Below are 16019 nucleotides of genomic sequence, written 5' to 3'. Positions count from 1 at the left end.
AGTGGCGCGCCCGGAACGATTCGAACGTCCGACCCTCAGATTCGTAGTCTGATGCTCTATCCAGCTGAGCTACGGGCGCGCAGTGCCTTTTCGGCGGTAACACTGCCTGTTCGGCGGTGTGAGGGGGCAGTTAGCGGGTGATTTCGGGTTGCGCAAGCGTTGTGCTGAAAAAGTTGTGGGCTTAATCGGTGCTTATGCGCTTCCCTCACGCCTTGCCCGCTTTGATGCTGCTCGTGATGGCGGGGGGATGCCAAGGCCGGATCGATGCGCCCTCGTTGGCGAAGCGCCCGGTTGAGCGGCAGCCTTTACTCGATCCCGCACAGGCGAGCGAGCCCGAAGCGGCGCTGGACCCGGCCCTTGGCAAGCGGCTGTCCGCCATCGTGGCCGAGGCGCGGCAGGGAGAGACGGCGTTCGCCTCTGCGCGTGAGGCTGCCGATGCCGCGATCGGCAAGGCTTCCGGCAGGGGTGAAGGCGGCGAAGAGTGGATCGCGGCGCAGCAGGCGATCTCCGCACTGGAAGCCGCGCGCGGTCCGATCCAGGCGCAATTGACGGCAATCGAGGAATTGCGGGCTGATCCCGTTAATGCCAGCGCCGGCAACCGCGCCGCCGTGGATGCGGCGGCGGCGACGGTGGAGTCGATCGGGACCGCCCAGGCGGGCACGGTTCAGGCGCTGGCCGGCCGGCTGCGGTAAGACCTGACACAGCCCCGGATTGCGTTCAGGCGCGCAGCAACCGTGCCGCATGCGCCGCATGATAGGTCAGCACGCCCGAACAGCCGGCCCGACGAAAGGCCAGCAGGGTTTCCAGTACGAGTGCGTCGCGATCCCCGGCGCCGGCCGCCGCCGCCGCCTCGATCATCGCATATTCGCCGGACACCTGGTAGGCGAAGACCGGCACCTCGAACCGCTCCTTCACGCGGCGGACGATGTCGAGATAGGGCAGGCCGGGCTTGACCATCACGGTGTCGGCGCCCTCGGCCAGGTCCAGCGCCACCTCGCGCAGCGCCTCCTCGGCATTAGCCGGGTCCATCTGATAGCCGCGCTTGTCGCCCTTGAGCAGCCCGCCGGAGCCGACGGCGTCGCGGAACGGGCCGTAGAAGGCGGAGGCATATTTGGCGGCATAGGCCATGATCTGCACGTCATGGTGCCCGTCGGCCTCCAGCGCGCCGCGGATCGCGCCGACGCGCCCGTCCATCATGTCGGACGGCGCGATGATGCTGGCGCCGGCGCGGGCCAGCACCAGCGCCTGCTTGACCAGCACCTCCATGGTCGCATCGTTCAGTACGCGGCCCTGATCGTCGATCAGGCCGTCATGCCCGTGTGCGGTATAGGGGTCGAGCGCGACGTCGGTCAGGATGCCTACCTCCGGCACGGCATCGCGGATCGCGCTGGTCGCCCGGCACATCAGATTGCCGGGATTGAGCGCCTCCTCCCCGCCGATGCTGCGCAATCCCGGGGGCGTGTTGGGGAACAAAGCAACGCAGGGGATGCCTAAGTCGCGGGCTTCGCGCGCCTTGTCGACGATGCGGTCGACCGACCAGCGAGACACGCCGGGCAGGGTGGCTACCGGAGCTTCCACCTGTTGGCCCTCCGTCACGAACAAAGGCCAGATCAGGTTGGCGGGCGACAGGGTGGTTTCGGCCACCATTGCCCGGCTCCAGGCGGCGGCACGGGTGCGGCGAAGGCGGATGTGGGGGTAAGACGCATGCGACATGGCGCCGTTTCTAGAACCGAAGCCGGGCGGGCGAAAACCCTTTGTTCCACCGGCGCGGCCGGCGGGAGAGCATTCTCGGCAAGGTGGCTTGCGCGGCGTGCATCGATAATGCCTTGGCCGTGTGCTGATGGCGCTTTCGGGGACGATGGGCGTGTTGCTGCACCGGCGATGCAGGCTATCAGTGTCTCGCGGGAGGGCCGGCAACCCCGTAGCCTTTGCATCCTGTCGGCACTCGCGGCGTTGGAGACCTTGTGAACGAACAACTTCCCCGCTCCGCCGCGTTGGTCGTCAATGCCAAGTCACGCAATGGCCAGGAGGCGTTCCGCGAAGCCTGCCGATTGTTGACGGAGGCGGGGGTCGAACTGGTCTCCGCCGTGGCGGTGCGTGATCCCGACCATCTGACCACCAAGGTGTGTGAGGCGGTGCGGGACGGCGCACCGATGGTGATCGTGGGCGGCGGGGACGGATCGCTATCGTCCTCGGTCGATCATCTGGTGGGCACCGATGCGGTGTTTGCGATCCTGCCGCTCGGCACCGCCAACAGCTTTTCGCGAACCGTGGAAATCCCGCTGGACGTGGCCGGCGCGGTCAAGGTGATTGCGGAAGGCAAGCCGCATCGCATCGACCTGGGCATGATCGACGACGATTATTTCGTGAACTGCGCGGCGATCGGCATTTCGCCCCTGATCGCGGAAACCGTGCCGCATGGCCTCAAGAAGCGGCTGGGCCGTCCCGGATACCTCGCCTGGGCGGCGGTGCAGATGGCGCGGTTCAAGCCGTTCCGCCTCTTCGTCGAGGATGATGCGGGCAAGATCCACGAGATGAACGCGCTGGAGGTGCGGATCGCCAACGGGCGCTATCATGGCGGGACCGAACTGGTCGAGACAAGCGTGGACGATGGCGAGATCGTGGTGCAGGCGATCGAAGGCCGCGCGCGCTCCAAGTTGCTGTGGAGCTGGGGCCTGAGCCTGCTCGGCCCCGACAAGGTCCGCGGCACGGTGCGTGAGTTTCGCGGGCGGCGGTTTCGGATCAGGACCGATCCCCCGCTGCCCATCTCGATCGATGGCGAGGTGCTGGCGAAGACCCCGGTCATGGCACGGGTTGCGCATCGTGTGATCACCATGGCGGTGCCGCGCTGATGGGGGAGGTCGTCAATCTCCGTCGCGCGCGCAAGGCCAAGGCGCGCAGTGATGCTGCCGCCCGGGCAGAGCAGAACCGCGCTTTGCATGGGCGCACACCGGACGAGCGGCGGCGCGACGATCTCGCGACGGAGCGGCTGGTGCGCCATCTCGACGGCCACCGGCTGGAGCCAGGGGGCGATCGCTAGCGGCGTTCCGATCAGATCAGTTCGGCAAGGTCCAGCGACGCCAGCAGGTGCGATCGACCATTGTCGAGCGCGCGCCACAATGCGGGGGAGGCGAGGTCGGCGGGGTCGATCTGTTCCGGCCAATGGTCGGCAACCACTGCCGCGATGCGATCGAGCCTGGCGTCGTTCACCAGGAAGCGTGGATCGACCTGTGCGGGATCGGCCACCACCCGCAGGCGGAGGCAGGCGGGGCCGCCGCCATTGCGCATGGACTGGCGCACATCCACCCATATCAGCCTGCGGATCGGGCCGTTACCGGCCAGCATGTCGTCCAGCCACGCCAGCACGGCGGGCGTTTCCCGCGCCTCCGCCGGCAGGATCAGCGCCTGTCCGCCTTCCGGCAGGGTCACCAGTTGCGCGTTGAACAGATAGGCGCGGATCGCCTCCGCGAGGGTGACCCGCGCGGCGGGAACCTCCACGATCTCCACGCCGGGCACGACGCGGCGCAATTCGGCATGGACCGCGTCGCGATCGGCAAAGGCCTGCTCATGGGCGAACAGGGTCAGGCCGTCCGCCACCGCCACCACATCATTGTGGAACGCGCCGGCCGCGATCGCCGCTTCCGATTGCGCGATGTGCAGGGTGCGGGCGGGGTCGAGCCCGTGCGCGCGTCCGATGGCGCGGCCGGCTTCCGCATGTTGCCGGACCGGGAAACCACCGCCGCCGGTGCCATGGACGAAGATCTCCACCCCCGGCGCGTCGTGCTCGGCCGACAACCGCATGTGGTTGGCCGCGCCCTCATCGCCGAAGGGGGATGGCACCGGCCCGTGCACCACGAAGGAGTCATGGGCGAAGGCGAGCCGCAATTGCGCCAGCGTTTCCGGCCATTCGTGGCTGCGATGCGGCATGGTCTGCAGATTGGCGACGGTCAGGTGGCAGCGGCCGTCGCCGGTGTCGGCGGCGGGCGACACGGTGGCGGCATTGGCGGCCCACATCGGCGAGGCCGACAGCGCCGCGGCCAGCAGCCACGGATCGGCCCTGCCCGGATCGGTCGTGAGCGACGTCAGCCAGGCGCGATCCGGCCGGCGATGCGGCAGCAGGATGCCCTGCGCGAGGCCCAGTTCCAGGTTGGCACGCATCTTGGACACCCCCTCCAGCGCCGCGGCGCGTGGATGCGACTGTCGGCCCGCATTGTTGCTGGCGGCGAGGTTGCCGGGGCTGAGGCCGGCGTAATTGTGGCTCGGCCCGACGATGCCGTCGAAGTTGATTTCCAGCACCGCCATCACCGCGCCACGTGCAAAACGGTGTCGCCAGCCGTCACGCCCAGCGTTTCCGCGCAGGCTGCCGCGAGGTGAAAGCGCCCATCCTCGTACGACGCCTCGCCCAGGGCGGCGCGGAAGTCGCGCAGCGTCCCGGCGGATACCAAGGCCTTGGTCGGGCGGGCGCAGCCCACGGCGTCGATCACCGTCTCGCCGGCGTCGCGGATGGTGCGGACATGATCGGTCGGAGCGGACAAGGTGGGACCGCCATCGAAAATATCGACATAGCCCTGCGATGCGAACCCCTCTGCCTCCAGCATCCGCATGGCGGGCCGACCGGTCGGATGCGGCACGCCGATCACGGCGCGCGCGCTGTCGGGCAGCATGGCAAGGTAGATGGGATGCTTCGGCATCAGGTCTGCGATGAACTGGTGGCCGTTCACCGCATTGAAGGCATCCGCTTCCCGGAACGACATGCCGAAGAACGGCCCGGCCAGCCCGTCCCAGAACGGCGCCACGCCCGTTTCGTCGATCACGCCGCGCAATTCCGCCAGCAGCCGGTCGCAAAAGCGCGCACGATGCTGGCGAATGAACAGGTAACGGCTGCGGGCGAGCAGCAGGCCGAGCCCGCCGGCGCGGAAGCGGGGATGCAGGAACAGGCCGCCCACCTCCGACGACCCTTCCAGATCGGTGGTCAGCGTCAGCATTTCGGCCCGGAAACTGCGGCCGAGTTCGGCCGAATGCTGGGTCAGCACGCCACGGCGGTAGGAATAAAACGGCCTTTTGTCGCCGACCCGCGCCATGATCTGGGCCGTGCCGGCAATGCGCCCGCTGTCCAGATCCTCCAGCATCAACACATACAGGTGGTCGCCAGAGGCGGCGGTTTCCAGCGACAGGGCGTCATCCGACCGGGCCAGCTTCGCCGCCAGCGCGGTCCGGTCCGCCGGCAGGTTGGTGAAGCCGTTCCCCGCCAGCTTCGCCATCTCGTACAGCGATTCGAGGTCATCGGGTCGGGCGGGGCGGACGATTGCGGTCATCAGAAGCTGTATACCAAGGTCGCGCGCGTGATCGTGTCAAGCTGATTGCCGCCGGAGCTGCCATCCTGCTCATATTGGACATTGTAGGAGAAGCGCGCCTTGAGCGCCCCGATGAGGCGTGTGTCGACCGCCGTGGTGGAAGTGGCGGTGGTGTCGTTCGCCTCCACGAACACCTGCGCATCCTGCGACAGCGACAGGGTGGGCGACAGCGCCAGCCGCGCGGATAACGAGCCGCGCGCCGCGATCGTCTGGCGAGGTCCCTGGTCAATGAAGTCGGTGCGACGCACGGCCGGCCCGCCCTCCAGTTCGATCCGGCGGCTGACCCCCGATGCCGCGACATAGCCTATACCAACGCCCAGCGTGCCACGGTTGGAATAACCGAGCGACCGGTCCCGCTCGAACTGCACCAGTCCGTAGGAGTAGAGTTCGTCGCTCCATTTGTAATTGGGCTGGTAGGCGGCGATCAGGCGCTCGGTGGTCGCGGTGCCGTCCGTCTCCTGATAATCGAGGCGGCCGGTGAAACGCTGCCGCCAGTTCAGGCCGTCGCGGTTGAGGCGCGCGGCGGCGTAGATGCCCACGGTGCGTGTGCTGCCGGTCGAGCGGCTGGCGCCTGCCTCCAGCTCGCCCTTCCAGATTTCGAAAAAGGTGGCGGCGGCGATTCGCGCCTGCGCCCGGATCTGATCTTCCCTGCGGGCGCTGGCCAACACGGCGGCATTACCGGCGGCGAGCCGATCGATCTCCGCCGTCTGGTCGGGAAAGGTCGCCTTGGCCACGCCCACCACCGCCTGGATCGTGGCATCGTTGCCGGACCGATAGGCCTGGGCGATCATCGCGGCGATCGTGTCCGACGGATCGATCGGCCGGGCAAGCGGCGCCTGCGCGACGGCCGGGGCCACCGCCGCACTCGCCAGCAGCAGCATCGCTCCGCCTTTCACCCCAACTCCCACAATCATCCGATCAGCGGCGCAAACTCTGCCAGTACATCCCGGTAGAGCTCCTTCTTGAAGGGCACGATCATGTCGGGAAGATGGCTCGGCTCGGCCCATTTCCAGGCGCTGAACTCGGGATGCTCGGTGTTCAGGTCGATCTGGCCATCCCGCCCCAGATAGCGGCACAGGAACCAGGTCTGCCGCTGCCCGCGATAGCGCCCGCCCCACAATTTGCCGAGCAGGTCGGGCGGCAGGTCATAGTCGAACGTGCGCGATGCGCAGGCGATCACCTCGACCCGTTCGGGCGGAATGCCGGTTTCCTCTTCCAGTTCGCGCAGGGCGCCGACGCGGGCATCCTCACCGGGGTCGAGCCCGCCTTGGGGCATCTGCCACGCCTCCAGCCGGCTATCGATCCGCTGGGCAACGAACACCATATTGTCCGCGTTGAGCAGCATGATGCCTGCGGCGGGGCGGTAAGGAAGGTCGGTCATCGGCGTATCGCTTCCACCACAACGCCGCCGGGATCAAGATTGCGTTCGGCCGGATCGTCGCACTATGCAGCCGAAACGCTTGCCGGAGCCGGTTTTGATGAAGACCAAGTCCATCCTCGCCTCGCTCCTGGTTCTGCTCGCCGCCGGGCGGGTGGCGGCACAGCAGGCGCCCGCCGCGACCCCCGCCAAGCAGGCCCCCGCACCCAGGCGGATCGAGGGCATGTCGGACGCAGGCAACGCCGTCTTCGCCAAGGCGCAAGGGGTGCCCGACCCGGACCTGCTCGCGCTTGTCCGGCAGCAGCGGCAGGTGCGCGATCAGCTGTCGGCGGCGGCACTGGCGTCCAGCGTGAACGTCGATCGGGTGGAGGAACTGCTCCGCAAGTCGGAGGACCTGCAAGGGCAGATCCGCCAGCGCAACAATGACCGGATGCTGGCCGTGCTGCGCGAGCTGCCAGAGGCGGATCGTGGCCCGTTCCTGCGCGGCGTGACCAAGACACCCGCACGCTGATCCTTCGGATCAGGCCGCGACCCGTACCCGATAGCCCGTCGCAAAGTCGCTGCAGAGCAGGTCGGCAATGGCCGCGCCCACGACGGCGGGCGACTTGATCGTGGCGGCATCCTCGCCCGGAAAGGCGCTCTTTCGCATGGCGGTGGCGGTGGCGCCGGGATCGACGATGGCGACGCGCAGGTCACCCAGGTCGCGCATCTCCTCCCCATAAGCGAGCACCAAAGTCTCCAGCGCCGCCTTGGACGCGCCGTAACCGCCCCAATAGGCGCGCGGGCTCTGGCCGACGCTGGACGTTACGGCGACCAGACGGGCGGCTGCGCTCTGCCGCAGCCAGGGGTCGAAGCCCGCGATCAGGGCCTGGTTGGCGGCCACGTTCAGCGTCAGCAGTTGCGAAAACTCCTTGCCCTCGATCGACGGCACCGGCGCCAGAGCCCCCAGCATGGCGGCATTGAGGACCAGCATGTCGAGCCGCCCCCAACGCTCGCCGATGGCGGCGGCGAGGCGACCGATCGAATCCCCGTCCGTCAGGTCGAGCGGAGCGATGGTGGCGCTGCCCCCGGCGCGATAGATCGCCTCCTCGGTTTCCTCCAGGCCGCCGGTGGTGCGCGCCACCAGGATGACGTGCGCGCCGCGTTCGCCCAGCGTGATGGCGGTGGCTGCGCCGATCCCACGGCTGGCGCCGGTGACGAGGGCGACGCGGTCGGAAAGGGGGCGTTCGGTCATGCCCGACCCTTAGCGCATTCGCCCCCGGGAGGAAGCCGCCCCGCATTATCGGCGGAAGGCGACCTCCTCGATCCGGGTCTGCACGCTCAATCCGCTCTCCCACCCGTTGGCGCCCGGCGCGACCTGCGGCATGGGGATGCTGCTCCGCTGGCGTCGTCGGTGGTCGGTAGAAACCCCAAGCCGCCGGTCGCGATCCGCGATCAGCGCGGGGTCCGCCTGTCCGTCCGCGGTGAAGCCCATCATCAACTGCGGGATACCAAAGGGGAAATCGTCCCGGTCGATCTGCCAATTGTGAAAGGTCTTGCCATAGGTGGTGACCAAGTCCTGGAAGTAGGTGCGCTCGGCCAGCTCCGGAATGCCGGGGGCGACGAGGACGCCCGACTTCACCTCATAATGGTGGCTATGCCACAGCCTTTTCTCATCGTCCGGCAGGGCGCGAAAGCGATCCTCGCTGATGATATATTCGATGCCGATCAGGCGTGCGTCGGGCGTGTTGGAGTCGAAGATGACGCATTGATGCAGATCGTGGCGCAGGTGGATGCAGAAATGTGTCGCCTCTACCTGACGCCCCATGTCGTCGGCATACATGTGAAAGCCGTTGAGATAGGTGCTCATCGCCTCCACCGGCCACTTGCGCTGCATCGCGCCCGCCGCCGCATCCAGCACGCGGCGCTTCAGCGGATGCCCCTTGCCGACGGCCGCCGCAGCGATCGCCTTGCGACCGAGCAGCAGGCCCGCCGCGGTGACGGCACCGGCGGCGATCCCGATGCCCAATGCCGCTACGTTGCTGCGCCCCGAGCAATCGGGGCAGCCTTGTCCGGGATCCTGCGCCATGAAGCGTCTCCTGGCGGTACAACCCGCCAGGATCGGGATCGTTTCGGCCGGTCAGGCGGGCACGCTCTCCTTCGGTGCGGGGACGACCTGCATCTGCACGTCCTCATAGTCGGTCAGCGGGGTCGGGTAGTCGCCGGTGAAGCAGGCGTCGCAATGGCTTGGCATTTGGGCGATGCGGCCCTTCTCGCCCAGCGCGCGATACAGGCCATCGACCGAGATGAAGGCCAGGCTGTCCGCGCCGATATAGTCCGCCATTTCCTGCACCGACATGCGCGCGGCGAGCAGCTTGGCCCGTTCCGGCGTGTCGACGCCATAGAAGCAGCTGTGCCGGGTGGGCGGGGAGGCGATGCGCATATGCACCTCGCTCGCGCCCGCATCGCGCATCATCTGCACGATCTTCAAACTGGTGGTTCCGCGCACGATCGAATCATCGACCAGCACGATGCGCTTGCCCTGCAGCAACGCGCGGTTGGCATTGTGCTTCAGCTTCACGCCCAGGTGGCGGATATTGTCCGCCGGCTGGATGAAGGTGCGGCCGACATAGTGCGAGCGGATGATCCCCAGTTCAAACGGCACGCCGCTTTCCTGGGCATAGCCGATCGCGGCGGGCACGCCCGAATCGGGCACGGGGATGACGTAGTCGGCATTCACCGGGCTTTCCAAGGCCAGCTCGGCGCCGATCTGCTTGCGGACGGAATAGACGGACGTGCCGTCAACCACCGAGTCCGGACGCGAGAAATAGACATGCTCGAACACGCAAGGGCGCGGGCGCACCGGTGCGAACGGGCGGATCGAGCGGACCAACGTGTCCGACACGATCACGATCTCGCCCGGATCGACCTGACGCACGAACTCCGCGCCGACCACGTCCAGGGCCACCGTCTCGGAGGCAAAAATGGTCGCATCGCCGAGCTTGCCCATCACCAGCGGACGAATGCCCAGCGGATCGCGGCAGGCGATCATCCCCTCGGGCGTCATGCAGATCAGGGCATATGCGCCCTCGATCCGGCGCAGCGCATCGATGAAACGGTCGATCAGGCTGGGATAGGTCGACGTCGCGACCAGGTGGATGATCGTTTCCGTGTCACTGGTCGATTGAAAGATCGATCCCCGGCGCACCAGCTCCTTCTTCAGGTGCATGGCGTTGGACAGGTTGCCATTATGCGCCACCGCGAAGCCGCCCGCCGCCAGTTCCGCAAACAGCGGCTGCACGTTGCGGATCGAGGTTTCGCCCGTGGTCGAATAGCGGACGTGACCGCACGCGATTTTGCCGGGCAGTCCGCGTATCACCTCGTCCCGGTCGAAATTGCCGGCAACATGACCCATCGCACGATGGGTGTGGAACAGGTGACCGTCCCACGATGTTATGCCGGCGGCTTCCTGGCCGCGATGCTGGAGGGCGTGGAGACCCAGTGCGACAACGGCAGCCGCCGATTCCGCGCCGTGAACACCGAAGATGCCGCACTCTTCGCGCAGCTTGTCGTCGTCGAATGGATTGGTTGTGAGCATCTCAGCCCTGCTGCTGGGGAGGCGCCGCCCATATAGGGGGGTGCGATCCGATTGTCGCCCCTCATGACACCCGAATGACAAAGATTTCGTATCTGTTCGTCGCACGCTACAGGGGCTGCCATGGGAGACGATCGCGAAACGGGCGGCGCATTGCAGCCGAAGTGGGATGACGCCGGGCTGGTAACGGCCGTGGTCACCGACCGGAGCAGCTGTGAGCTGCTGATGGTGGCGCACATGAATGCCGAGGCGCTGGATCGGACAATGGCGACGGGCGAGGCATGGTTCTGGTCCCGATCGCGTGGCCGCCTGTGGAAGAAAGGCGAGACGTCCGGCCATGTCCTGTCCGTGGCGGAGATGCGGGTGGACTGCGACCAGGACGCGATCTGGATCAAGGCGGATCCGGCGGGGCCCGCCTGCCACACGGGGGCCCGCAGCTGTTTCTACCGCAGGATCGAAGACGGGGCGCTGATCCGCGAGCCGTGATGCGTGACGGCACTTTCCCGAAACCGGCCAGCCCGTAGAGCATACGGGACGCAGCAGCGCCGCCGCCAGCCCGCGGGCCCGCAGCCCCGGTCGTCGCCAACCGGAGAAAGCGAGGTGGTGGTCACCGCTACGGCCCTGCCGCCGACCCGCGACATGGCGGGCCGGACCGTCACCACCGTGGACGACAGCCGCTTCCGCAACACGCCCGCGACCACCATTGCCGACATCGTCAAGCTGTCGCCGGGCGTGGCCGTGATCCAGGGCAAAGGCCCGCGCGATGTCGGCGTATCGATCCGTGGGTCCAACGCCCGCAACCGCTATGAAACGGGCATGATCAACGCGCTGGCGAGCTGGGCCATATCGCCGGAGGATCGGGTGACGTTCAAACTGATCTACAACGAGGGCGAGTTTCAGCTGTCGACCCGGCTGTCGCGCAACCAATATCGCACGAACCCCTATCAGAAAGGGTGCGAGACGGCGGCGGAGGCGGCACTCGGCTGCGGCACCGTTCCCGTTCTGGTCAACGGCATTAACGGCGTCCGGATCGCGCAGACCGCCGAGGAAGGGGGCTCGCCCGCAACGATCGCCGCACCGTCGTCGGCGCGCGCTACGAACATGATTTCGGGGCCTTCACCACCTGGCGGACGCAGGCGGTGTTCGACAGCCGCTCGCGTCCCTCAGGTCAGCCCGGCATGGCGGCGCACCGTGCCTCGATCGCGTCCCAGATCAAGGCGGGCGTGTCCGTGCCGTTGAAGGCGTCGATGGCGACGATGCCGGTGGGGGAGGTGACGTTGATTTCGGTCAGGAAGCCCGCAATCACGTCAATGCCCACGAACACCAGCCCACGCCGGGCCAATTCCGGGCCGATCCGGGCACAGATCCCCAGCTCACGCGCGGTGAGGTCGGTCGCCGCACCCTTGCCGCCGACCGCCAGGTTGGACCGGATCTCGCCCTCTTTCGGCAGGCGGTTGACCCCGCCCGCCGGCTTGCCATCGACAAGCACAATGCGTTTGTCTCCCTGGCTCACGTCGGGAAGGAAGGCCTGAACCATGAACGGCTCGCGCCACACCTGGCCGAATAATTCGGTCAGCGCGGCCAGGTTCGCATCCTTGCGGCCGACATGGAACACGGCCGATCCCGCATTGCCGTAGAGCGGCTTTACCACCACCTCGCCATGCTGGGCATGGAAGGCTCGCGCATCCTCCAGCCGGCGGGTGATCAGGGTCGGCGGCATGAACTCGGCATAGTCCAGCACGAACAGCTTTTCGGGCGCGTTGCGGACGGACGCCGGATCGTTCACCACCAGGGTCCGGCGCTGGATCCGCTCCAGCAAATGGGTGGCGGTGATATAGGCCAGGTCGAACGGCGGGTCCTGCCGCATCAGGATCACGTCCACCTCCTCGCCCAGGTCGAGGATGCGCGGCGCGCCGGCGCGGACATGGTCGCCCACCACCCGCTGCACCGTTACGGCACGGGCCGGCGCGGTCAGCCGGCCTTCGCGGTAGGACAGGTCGCCGGCGGCATAATGGAACAGTTCGTGCCCGCGCGCCTGCGCCGCCAGCATCAGGGCAAAGGTGGAATCGCCCGCAATGTTGATCGTTTCGATGGGGTCCATCTGGACCGCGACGCGCAGGCTCATGCCGATCTCCTTCTGATATGCGGGCAGGTAGGCGCTCGGCCGCTATATGTCACCCGATCCAGGCATTCTCGATATGGCGGAGCGCGCGGCCTGGCGCGATCAGGATCACGTCCACCCGCATGTCTTCGCCGGGGTGGAGATAGCGCGGGGCCAGCACCTCGGCCGCTGCCGCTACGCGGGCGAGCCGCCGCTGATCGATCGCGAAGTCGAGTTCGGCACCGGTCGCGCGACGCTTCACCTCGACAAAGGCGACCAGGCCCGGCTTGCGCGCGATCAGGTCGACCTCGCCAGCCGGCGTGCGCACGCGGCGGTCGAGGATGCGCCAGCCCTTGAGGCGCAGCCACCAGGCGGCGGCGGTCTCCCCCATCCGGCCCGATCGTTCGGCGCGGCGGCGGTCCCTCACGCCTTCATCGCCAGTGCGCGGGCATAGAGATCGCGCTTCTGCAGCCCGGTCGCCTTGGCTACTTCCGCCGCAGCCTTGGCCGCCGGCAGGCGTTCCAATGCGTCCGTCAGCAGCGCGTCGACATCGTCTTCCGACACGGGTGGGGCCTCTCCGGGCGGACCGACCATTACCACGATTTCGCCCTTGGGACCCGCCTCGGCATAGCGCGCGGCGAGTTCGGACAAGGTGCCGGTGACGCATTCCTCAAACGCCTTGCTGATTTCCCGCGCCACCGCCGCGTCGCGAGCGCCCAGCCCCTCCGCCAGGGCCGCCAGCGCGACACCGAGGCGCGGGCCCGATTCGTACAGGATCAGAGTGGCGCGTATCGCCGCCACTTCGGCAATGGCGTCAGCGCGCGCCTTGGCCTTGGATGGCAGGAAACCCAGGAACAGGAAGCGATCGGTCGGCAACCCGCTCAACGTCAAGGCGGCGATGGCGGCACAGGGGCCGGGCAGGGTGGTGATCGCATGGCCGGCAGCGCGCGCATCGCGCACCAGCTTGAAGCCCGGATCGGAGATGAGGGGGGTGCCGGCGTCCGACACCAGGGCCACCGCCTCCCGCGCCATGCGCTCGATCAAGGCGGGCCGGACCCGATCCGCATTATGGTCGTGATACGGCAGCATCGGCCGCTTCACGCCGATATGGCCGAGCAGCTTGGCGGTGACGCGACTATCCTCCACCGCGACCACGTCCGCACGCGACAGGGTGTCGGCGGCGCGTGGAGTGAGGTCGGACAAGTTGCCGATCGGTGTTGCGACGATGTAGAGGCCTGGCGACAGGCGTTCGCTTTCTGGCGAGGACATGGGAGACTACATGGCAGAGCAGAGCCCCCGGGGGCAATCGGGCGCGTGGGCGCGTCGGGCGGCACTCCGCGGATTGGGCGCGGGAATGGCGGTGCTGCTCGCCTCCTGTTCGACTTTGGTGCCGCGTTCGGCACCGACGCCCCCGCCCAGCCGCCCCGCGCCACTGCCGCAGCCGTCGCAGGCTGCGGCCCCGTCCGGAACGCTGCCGGTCGACGAGGCGCGCCATCGCGTGGCCTTGCTGGTGCCGCTGACCGGTCCCAACGGCGCGGTCGGCCAGTCGATCGCCAATGCCGCCGCGCTGGCGCTGGCCGATGCGGGCAGCAAGGATATCCGCATCACCAACTACGACACCGCGCCGGGTGCCGCAGTCGCCGCACGCAAGGCGTTTGCCGACGGCAATCGGCTGGTGCTCGGGCCCTTGCTGGCGGAGGATGTGAGCGCCGTGTCGCCCATCGCCGCCGCCGTGCGGGTGCCGGTGATCGCCTTTTCCAACGACGCTTCCGTGGCGGGCGGCAATGCGTGGCTGCTCGGTTTCTCTCCCACCCAGTCGATCGATCGGGTGGTGCGCTATGCCCGCAGCCGGGGCATCACCCGCTTCGCCGGCCTGATCCCGCCGGGCCTGTACGGGCGCAACGCCTCCACCGCCCTGATCCGCTCGGTCGAGGCGGCCGGCGGCAGCGTGGTGACGATGCAGAATTACGATCGCACGCCGAAGTCGATCGCGTCAGCCGTTCAGGCTTTGTCCAAGCAGCCATATGATGCGGTGCTGATTGCCGACAGCGGCCGCATCGCCATCGCCTCCACGCCCGCCATCCGCAAGCTGAGCGGGACAGGGGTGCGCATCCTTGGCACCGAGTTGTGGAATGCGGAGCGAGGTTTGAACGCCGCACCGTTGATGAGCGGCGCCTGGTATGCCAGCGTCGACGATACTTTGTTCGACCAGTTCGTGGTCCGATACCGCGCCCGTTACGGCCGCACGCCCTATCGCCTGGCGAGTCTGGGCTATGACGCGGTGCTGCTGACCGCCCGGATCGCACGCGACTGGAGGCCGGGGGCGTTCTTCCCGGCGGACAAATTGGAGGATGCGGGCGGCTTCGTCGGGGTGGACGGCGCGTTCCGCTTCGGTGGTGGGCGCATCGCGGAGCGGGCGCTGGCCGTGCACCAGATCGGCGGCGGCGCGACCGGCACGATCATCTCGCCGGCGCCTAAGGGCTTCTGATCAGGCAGCGATCTCCGCCAGAATTGCATCGAGCAGCAGCACGCCCGCGCTCCGCACGCGGAGGCGGTCGGCGCTGCGCTCGATCAGACCGTGACGGCTGAGGCGCTCCACCGACTCTCCGTTCAAGGCCGGGGCGATCCTGTCCCAGCGCACCCCTTCTTTCAGGCGCAGGCCCATCACCAGCGCCTCGCGCGCCTGCACCATCGGGGCGAGTTGTTCCTGCTCGGCAATGCCGTGGCTGGTGGTGTCGATTCCAGAAAGCCAGTTTTCCGGCTTGCGGTGGCGGACCGTCGCGCAGCCATGGCGGCGGCCATGCGCGCCGGGTCCGATCCCCAGATAGTCGCCATAGCGCCAGTAGGTGAGGTTGTGGCGGCTCTCTTCGCCGGGGCGGGCGTGGTTCGACGTTTCGTAGGCCGGCAGGCCGGCGGCTTGGGTGCGCGATCGGGTCAGCTCGAACAGGTCGGCCGCATGATCGGGATCGACCGGCGGCAATTGCCCCTTGGCGGCCAGCGTGGCGAAGCGCGTGCCCGGCTCGATCGTCAGCTGGTACAAGGACAGATGGCCTGTGCCGAAGCCGAGCGCGCGGGCCAACTCCGCCTCCCACGCCTCTATGGACTGTCCCGGCCGGGCATAGATGAGGTCAAAGGTGACCCGCTCGAACACGGATTGGGCAATATCCAGCGCCGCCAGCCCCTCCGCCACGTCATGCGCGCGGCCCAGGAAGTGGAGCGCCCGATCGTCCAGCGCCTGCAGCCCCAGGCTGACGCGATTGACGCCCGCCGCCGCGAGATCGGCGAAGCGCGCGGCCTCGACTGACGAGGGATTGGCCTCGAGCGTGATTTCGATGCCGGACGCAAAGCCCCACTGCCGCTCCGCCGCCTCCAGCAAGGCGGCCACGGTAGCAGGCGGCATCAGCGACGGCGTCCCCCCGCCGAAGAAGATCGAGGTCAGCGGCCGCTTTGGCCCCACCGCCGCCTCATGCGCCAGATCCGCCAGCAACGCATCCCGCCACCGCGCCTGATCCACCTGCTCCCGCACATGGCTGTTGAAGTCGCAATACGGGCATTTCGATACGCAAAAAGGCCAGTGAATGTAGAGGGCCAGCGCCTCGGAGTGCATGGCTT

General features: G+C 67.9%; 19 protein-coding genes and 1 tRNA gene. 7 read left to right on the top strand and 13 right to left on the bottom strand.

Annotation, left to right across the window (positions count from 1 at the left end):
- Positions 1–2: 2 nt before the first annotated feature.
- Positions 3–79, bottom strand: a tRNA-Arg gene (locus Q0D93_RS13135).
- 196 nt (positions 80–275) lie between these two features.
- On the opposite strand from Q0D93_RS13135, the gene Q0D93_RS13130 reads away from it, so the two are divergent.
- Positions 276–692, top strand: a complete 417-nt coding sequence (locus Q0D93_RS13130; RefSeq protein WP_294395139.1) for a hypothetical protein — start codon at positions 276–278, stop codon at positions 690–692.
- Between the two features lie 25 nt (positions 693–717).
- On the opposite strand, the gene hemB is transcribed toward Q0D93_RS13130, so the two are convergent.
- A complete protein-coding gene (gene hemB, locus Q0D93_RS13125; RefSeq protein ID WP_294395138.1) occupies positions 718–1713 on the bottom strand; it encodes a porphobilinogen synthase in 996 nt (331 codons plus the stop codon).
- Between the two features lie 251 nt (positions 1714–1964).
- Here hemB and Q0D93_RS13120 point away from each other — a divergent pair, with 251 nt between their 5' ends.
- The gene (locus tag Q0D93_RS13120; protein ID WP_294395137.1) at positions 1965–2852 is read left to right on the top strand and encodes a YegS/Rv2252/BmrU family lipid kinase; all 888 of its coding nucleotides are present in this window, start codon (positions 1965–1967) and stop codon (positions 2850–2852) included.
- Entirely contained in the window at positions 2852–3040 is a 189-nt protein-coding gene (locus tag Q0D93_RS13115; protein ID WP_294395135.1) for a DUF4169 family protein, read from the top strand. Before Q0D93_RS13120 ends, Q0D93_RS13115 begins: the two co-directional genes overlap by 1 nt.
- A gap of 11 nt (positions 3041–3051) precedes the next feature.
- On the opposite strand, the gene Q0D93_RS13110 is transcribed toward Q0D93_RS13115, so the two are convergent.
- From Q0D93_RS13110 to Q0D93_RS13095, 4 genes are read right to left on the bottom strand one after another with little or no spacing between them, the layout of a single operon-like run.
- Positions 3052–4302 (bottom strand): N-succinylarginine dihydrolase, encoded by a 1251-nt coding sequence (locus Q0D93_RS13110; RefSeq protein WP_294395133.1) that lies wholly within the window; start codon positions 4300–4302, stop codon positions 3052–3054.
- Positions 4302–5315, bottom strand: coding sequence for an arginine N-succinyltransferase (locus tag Q0D93_RS13105; protein ID WP_294395130.1), 1014 nt, complete (start codon positions 5313–5315; stop codon positions 4302–4304). Before Q0D93_RS13105 ends, Q0D93_RS13110 begins: the two co-directional genes overlap by 1 nt.
- Positions 5315–6235: a DUF481 domain-containing protein gene (locus Q0D93_RS13100; protein WP_294395128.1), complete on the bottom strand. Its 921-nt coding sequence runs from the start codon at positions 6233–6235 to the stop codon at positions 5315–5317. The genes Q0D93_RS13105 and Q0D93_RS13100 overlap by 1 nt, the downstream gene beginning before the upstream one ends.
- 29 nt (positions 6236–6264) lie before the next feature.
- A complete protein-coding gene (locus tag Q0D93_RS13095; RefSeq protein ID WP_294395126.1) occupies positions 6265–6735 on the bottom strand; it encodes an RNA pyrophosphohydrolase in 471 nt (156 codons plus the stop codon).
- A gap of 97 nt (positions 6736–6832) precedes the next feature.
- Here Q0D93_RS13095 and Q0D93_RS13090 point away from each other — a divergent pair, with 97 nt between their 5' ends.
- A complete protein-coding gene (locus Q0D93_RS13090; protein ID WP_294395124.1) occupies positions 6833–7243 on the top strand; it encodes a hypothetical protein in 411 nt (136 codons plus the stop codon).
- A gap of 9 nt (positions 7244–7252) precedes the next feature.
- On the opposite strand, the gene Q0D93_RS13085 is transcribed toward Q0D93_RS13090, so the two are convergent.
- From Q0D93_RS13085 to purF, 3 genes are read right to left on the bottom strand one after another with little or no spacing between them, the layout of a single operon-like run.
- Positions 7253–7966 (bottom strand): SDR family NAD(P)-dependent oxidoreductase, encoded by a 714-nt coding sequence (locus tag Q0D93_RS13085; protein WP_294395122.1) that lies wholly within the window; start codon positions 7964–7966, stop codon positions 7253–7255.
- A 45-nt stretch (positions 7967–8011) separates the two neighbouring features.
- Positions 8012–8800, bottom strand: coding sequence for an OBAP family protein (locus Q0D93_RS13080; RefSeq protein WP_294395120.1), 789 nt, complete (start codon positions 8798–8800; stop codon positions 8012–8014).
- Between the two features lie 51 nt (positions 8801–8851).
- Complete coding sequence (gene purF, locus Q0D93_RS13075; protein WP_294395119.1) at positions 8852–10309, bottom strand: amidophosphoribosyltransferase; 1458 nt, start codon at positions 10307–10309, stop codon at positions 8852–8854.
- Between the two features lie 120 nt (positions 10310–10429).
- Between purF and hisI the strand changes: the two genes are divergently transcribed.
- Positions 10430–10792, top strand: coding sequence for a phosphoribosyl-AMP cyclohydrolase (gene hisI / locus Q0D93_RS13070; RefSeq protein WP_294395117.1), 363 nt, complete (start codon positions 10430–10432; stop codon positions 10790–10792).
- Between the two features lie 117 nt (positions 10793–10909).
- Positions 10910–11545: a Plug domain-containing protein gene (locus tag Q0D93_RS13065; protein WP_294395114.1), complete on the top strand. Its 636-nt coding sequence runs from the start codon at positions 10910–10912 to the stop codon at positions 11543–11545.
- Here Q0D93_RS13065 and gshB read toward each other — a convergent pair.
- Genes gshB through rsmI form a run of 3 tightly spaced genes read right to left on the bottom strand, consistent with a single transcriptional unit; the run spans position 11475 to position 13676 of the window.
- Positions 11475–12431, bottom strand: a complete 957-nt coding sequence (gene gshB / locus Q0D93_RS13060; protein ID WP_294395112.1) for a glutathione synthase — start codon at positions 12429–12431, stop codon at positions 11475–11477. The genes Q0D93_RS13065 and gshB overlap by 71 nt on opposite strands.
- A 49-nt stretch (positions 12432–12480) precedes the next feature.
- The gene (locus Q0D93_RS13055; RefSeq protein ID WP_294395146.1) at positions 12481–12798 is read right to left on the bottom strand and encodes a YraN family protein; all 318 of its coding nucleotides are present in this window, start codon (positions 12796–12798) and stop codon (positions 12481–12483) included.
- 32 nt (positions 12799–12830) lie between these two features.
- Positions 12831–13676, bottom strand: a complete 846-nt coding sequence (gene rsmI, locus Q0D93_RS13050) for a 16S rRNA (cytidine(1402)-2'-O)-methyltransferase (protein ID WP_294395110.1) — start codon at positions 13674–13676, stop codon at positions 12831–12833.
- A gap of 10 nt (positions 13677–13686) precedes the next feature.
- Between rsmI and Q0D93_RS13045 the strand changes: the two genes are divergently transcribed.
- Positions 13687–14895 (top strand): penicillin-binding protein activator, encoded by a 1209-nt coding sequence (locus Q0D93_RS13045; protein WP_294395108.1) that lies wholly within the window; start codon positions 13687–13689, stop codon positions 14893–14895.
- Here the strand turns inward: Q0D93_RS13045 and hemW are convergent, their stop codons facing one another.
- Positions 14896–16014: a radical SAM family heme chaperone HemW gene (hemW, locus tag Q0D93_RS13040; protein WP_294395106.1), complete on the bottom strand. Its 1119-nt coding sequence runs from the start codon at positions 16012–16014 to the stop codon at positions 14896–14898.
- Positions 16015–16019: the final 5 nt, after the last annotated feature.

It is taken from the genome of uncultured Sphingomonas sp. (assembly GCF_934560975.1).
In the GTDB taxonomy this organism is placed as follows: domain Bacteria; phylum Pseudomonadota; class Alphaproteobacteria; order Sphingomonadales; family Sphingomonadaceae; genus Sphingomonas_I.
Note: the sequence above shows the minus strand (reverse complement) of the source record. Positions and strands in the feature narration are given on the sequence as shown.

What these genes read in the sequence shown, in the direction of transcription:
- Q0D93_RS13080 (WP_294395120.1), bottom strand. Translation starts at nt 8,800, where the DNA reads ATGGCGCAGGATCCCGGACAAGGCTGCCCCGATTGCTCGGGGCGCAGC.
- Q0D93_RS13090 (WP_294395124.1), top strand. Translation starts at nt 6,833, where the DNA reads ATGAAGACCAAGTCCATCCTCGCCTCGCTCCTGGTTCTGCTCGCCGCC.
- hemW (WP_294395106.1), bottom strand. Translation starts at nt 16,014, where the DNA reads ATGCACTCCGAGGCGCTGGCCCTCTACATTCACTGGCCTTTTTGCGTA.
- Q0D93_RS13115 (WP_294395135.1), top strand. Translation starts at nt 2,852, where the DNA reads ATGGGGGAGGTCGTCAATCTCCGTCGCGCGCGCAAGGCCAAGGCGCGC.
- Q0D93_RS13110 (WP_294395133.1), bottom strand. Translation starts at nt 4,302, where the DNA reads ATGGCGGTGCTGGAAATCAACTTCGACGGCATCGTCGGGCCGAGCCAC.
- gshB (WP_294395112.1), bottom strand. Translation starts at nt 12,431, where the DNA reads ATGAGCCTGCGCGTCGCGGTCCAGATGGACCCCATCGAAACGATCAAC.
- Q0D93_RS13055 (WP_294395146.1), bottom strand. Translation starts at nt 12,798, where the DNA reads ATGGGGGAGACCGCCGCCGCCTGGTGGCTGCGCCTCAAGGGCTGGCGC.
- rsmI (WP_294395110.1), bottom strand. Translation starts at nt 13,676, where the DNA reads ATGTCCTCGCCAGAAAGCGAACGCCTGTCGCCAGGCCTCTACATCGTC.
- Q0D93_RS13095 (WP_294395126.1), bottom strand. Translation starts at nt 6,735, where the DNA reads ATGACCGACCTTCCTTACCGCCCCGCCGCAGGCATCATGCTGCTCAAC.
- Q0D93_RS13085 (WP_294395122.1), bottom strand. Translation starts at nt 7,966, where the DNA reads ATGACCGAACGCCCCCTTTCCGACCGCGTCGCCCTCGTCACCGGCGCC.
- purF (WP_294395119.1), bottom strand. Translation starts at nt 10,309, where the DNA reads ATGCTCACAACCAATCCATTCGACGACGACAAGCTGCGCGAAGAGTGC.
- hemB (WP_294395138.1), bottom strand. Translation starts at nt 1,713, where the DNA reads ATGTCGCATGCGTCTTACCCCCACATCCGCCTTCGCCGCACCCGTGCC.
- Q0D93_RS13045 (WP_294395108.1), top strand. Translation starts at nt 13,687, where the DNA reads ATGGCAGAGCAGAGCCCCCGGGGGCAATCGGGCGCGTGGGCGCGTCGG.
- Q0D93_RS13100 (WP_294395128.1), bottom strand. Translation starts at nt 6,235, where the DNA reads ATGCTGCTGCTGGCGAGTGCGGCGGTGGCCCCGGCCGTCGCGCAGGCG.
- hisI (WP_294395117.1), top strand. Translation starts at nt 10,430, where the DNA reads ATGGGAGACGATCGCGAAACGGGCGGCGCATTGCAGCCGAAGTGGGAT.
- Q0D93_RS13105 (WP_294395130.1), bottom strand. Translation starts at nt 5,315, where the DNA reads ATGACCGCAATCGTCCGCCCCGCCCGACCCGATGACCTCGAATCGCTG.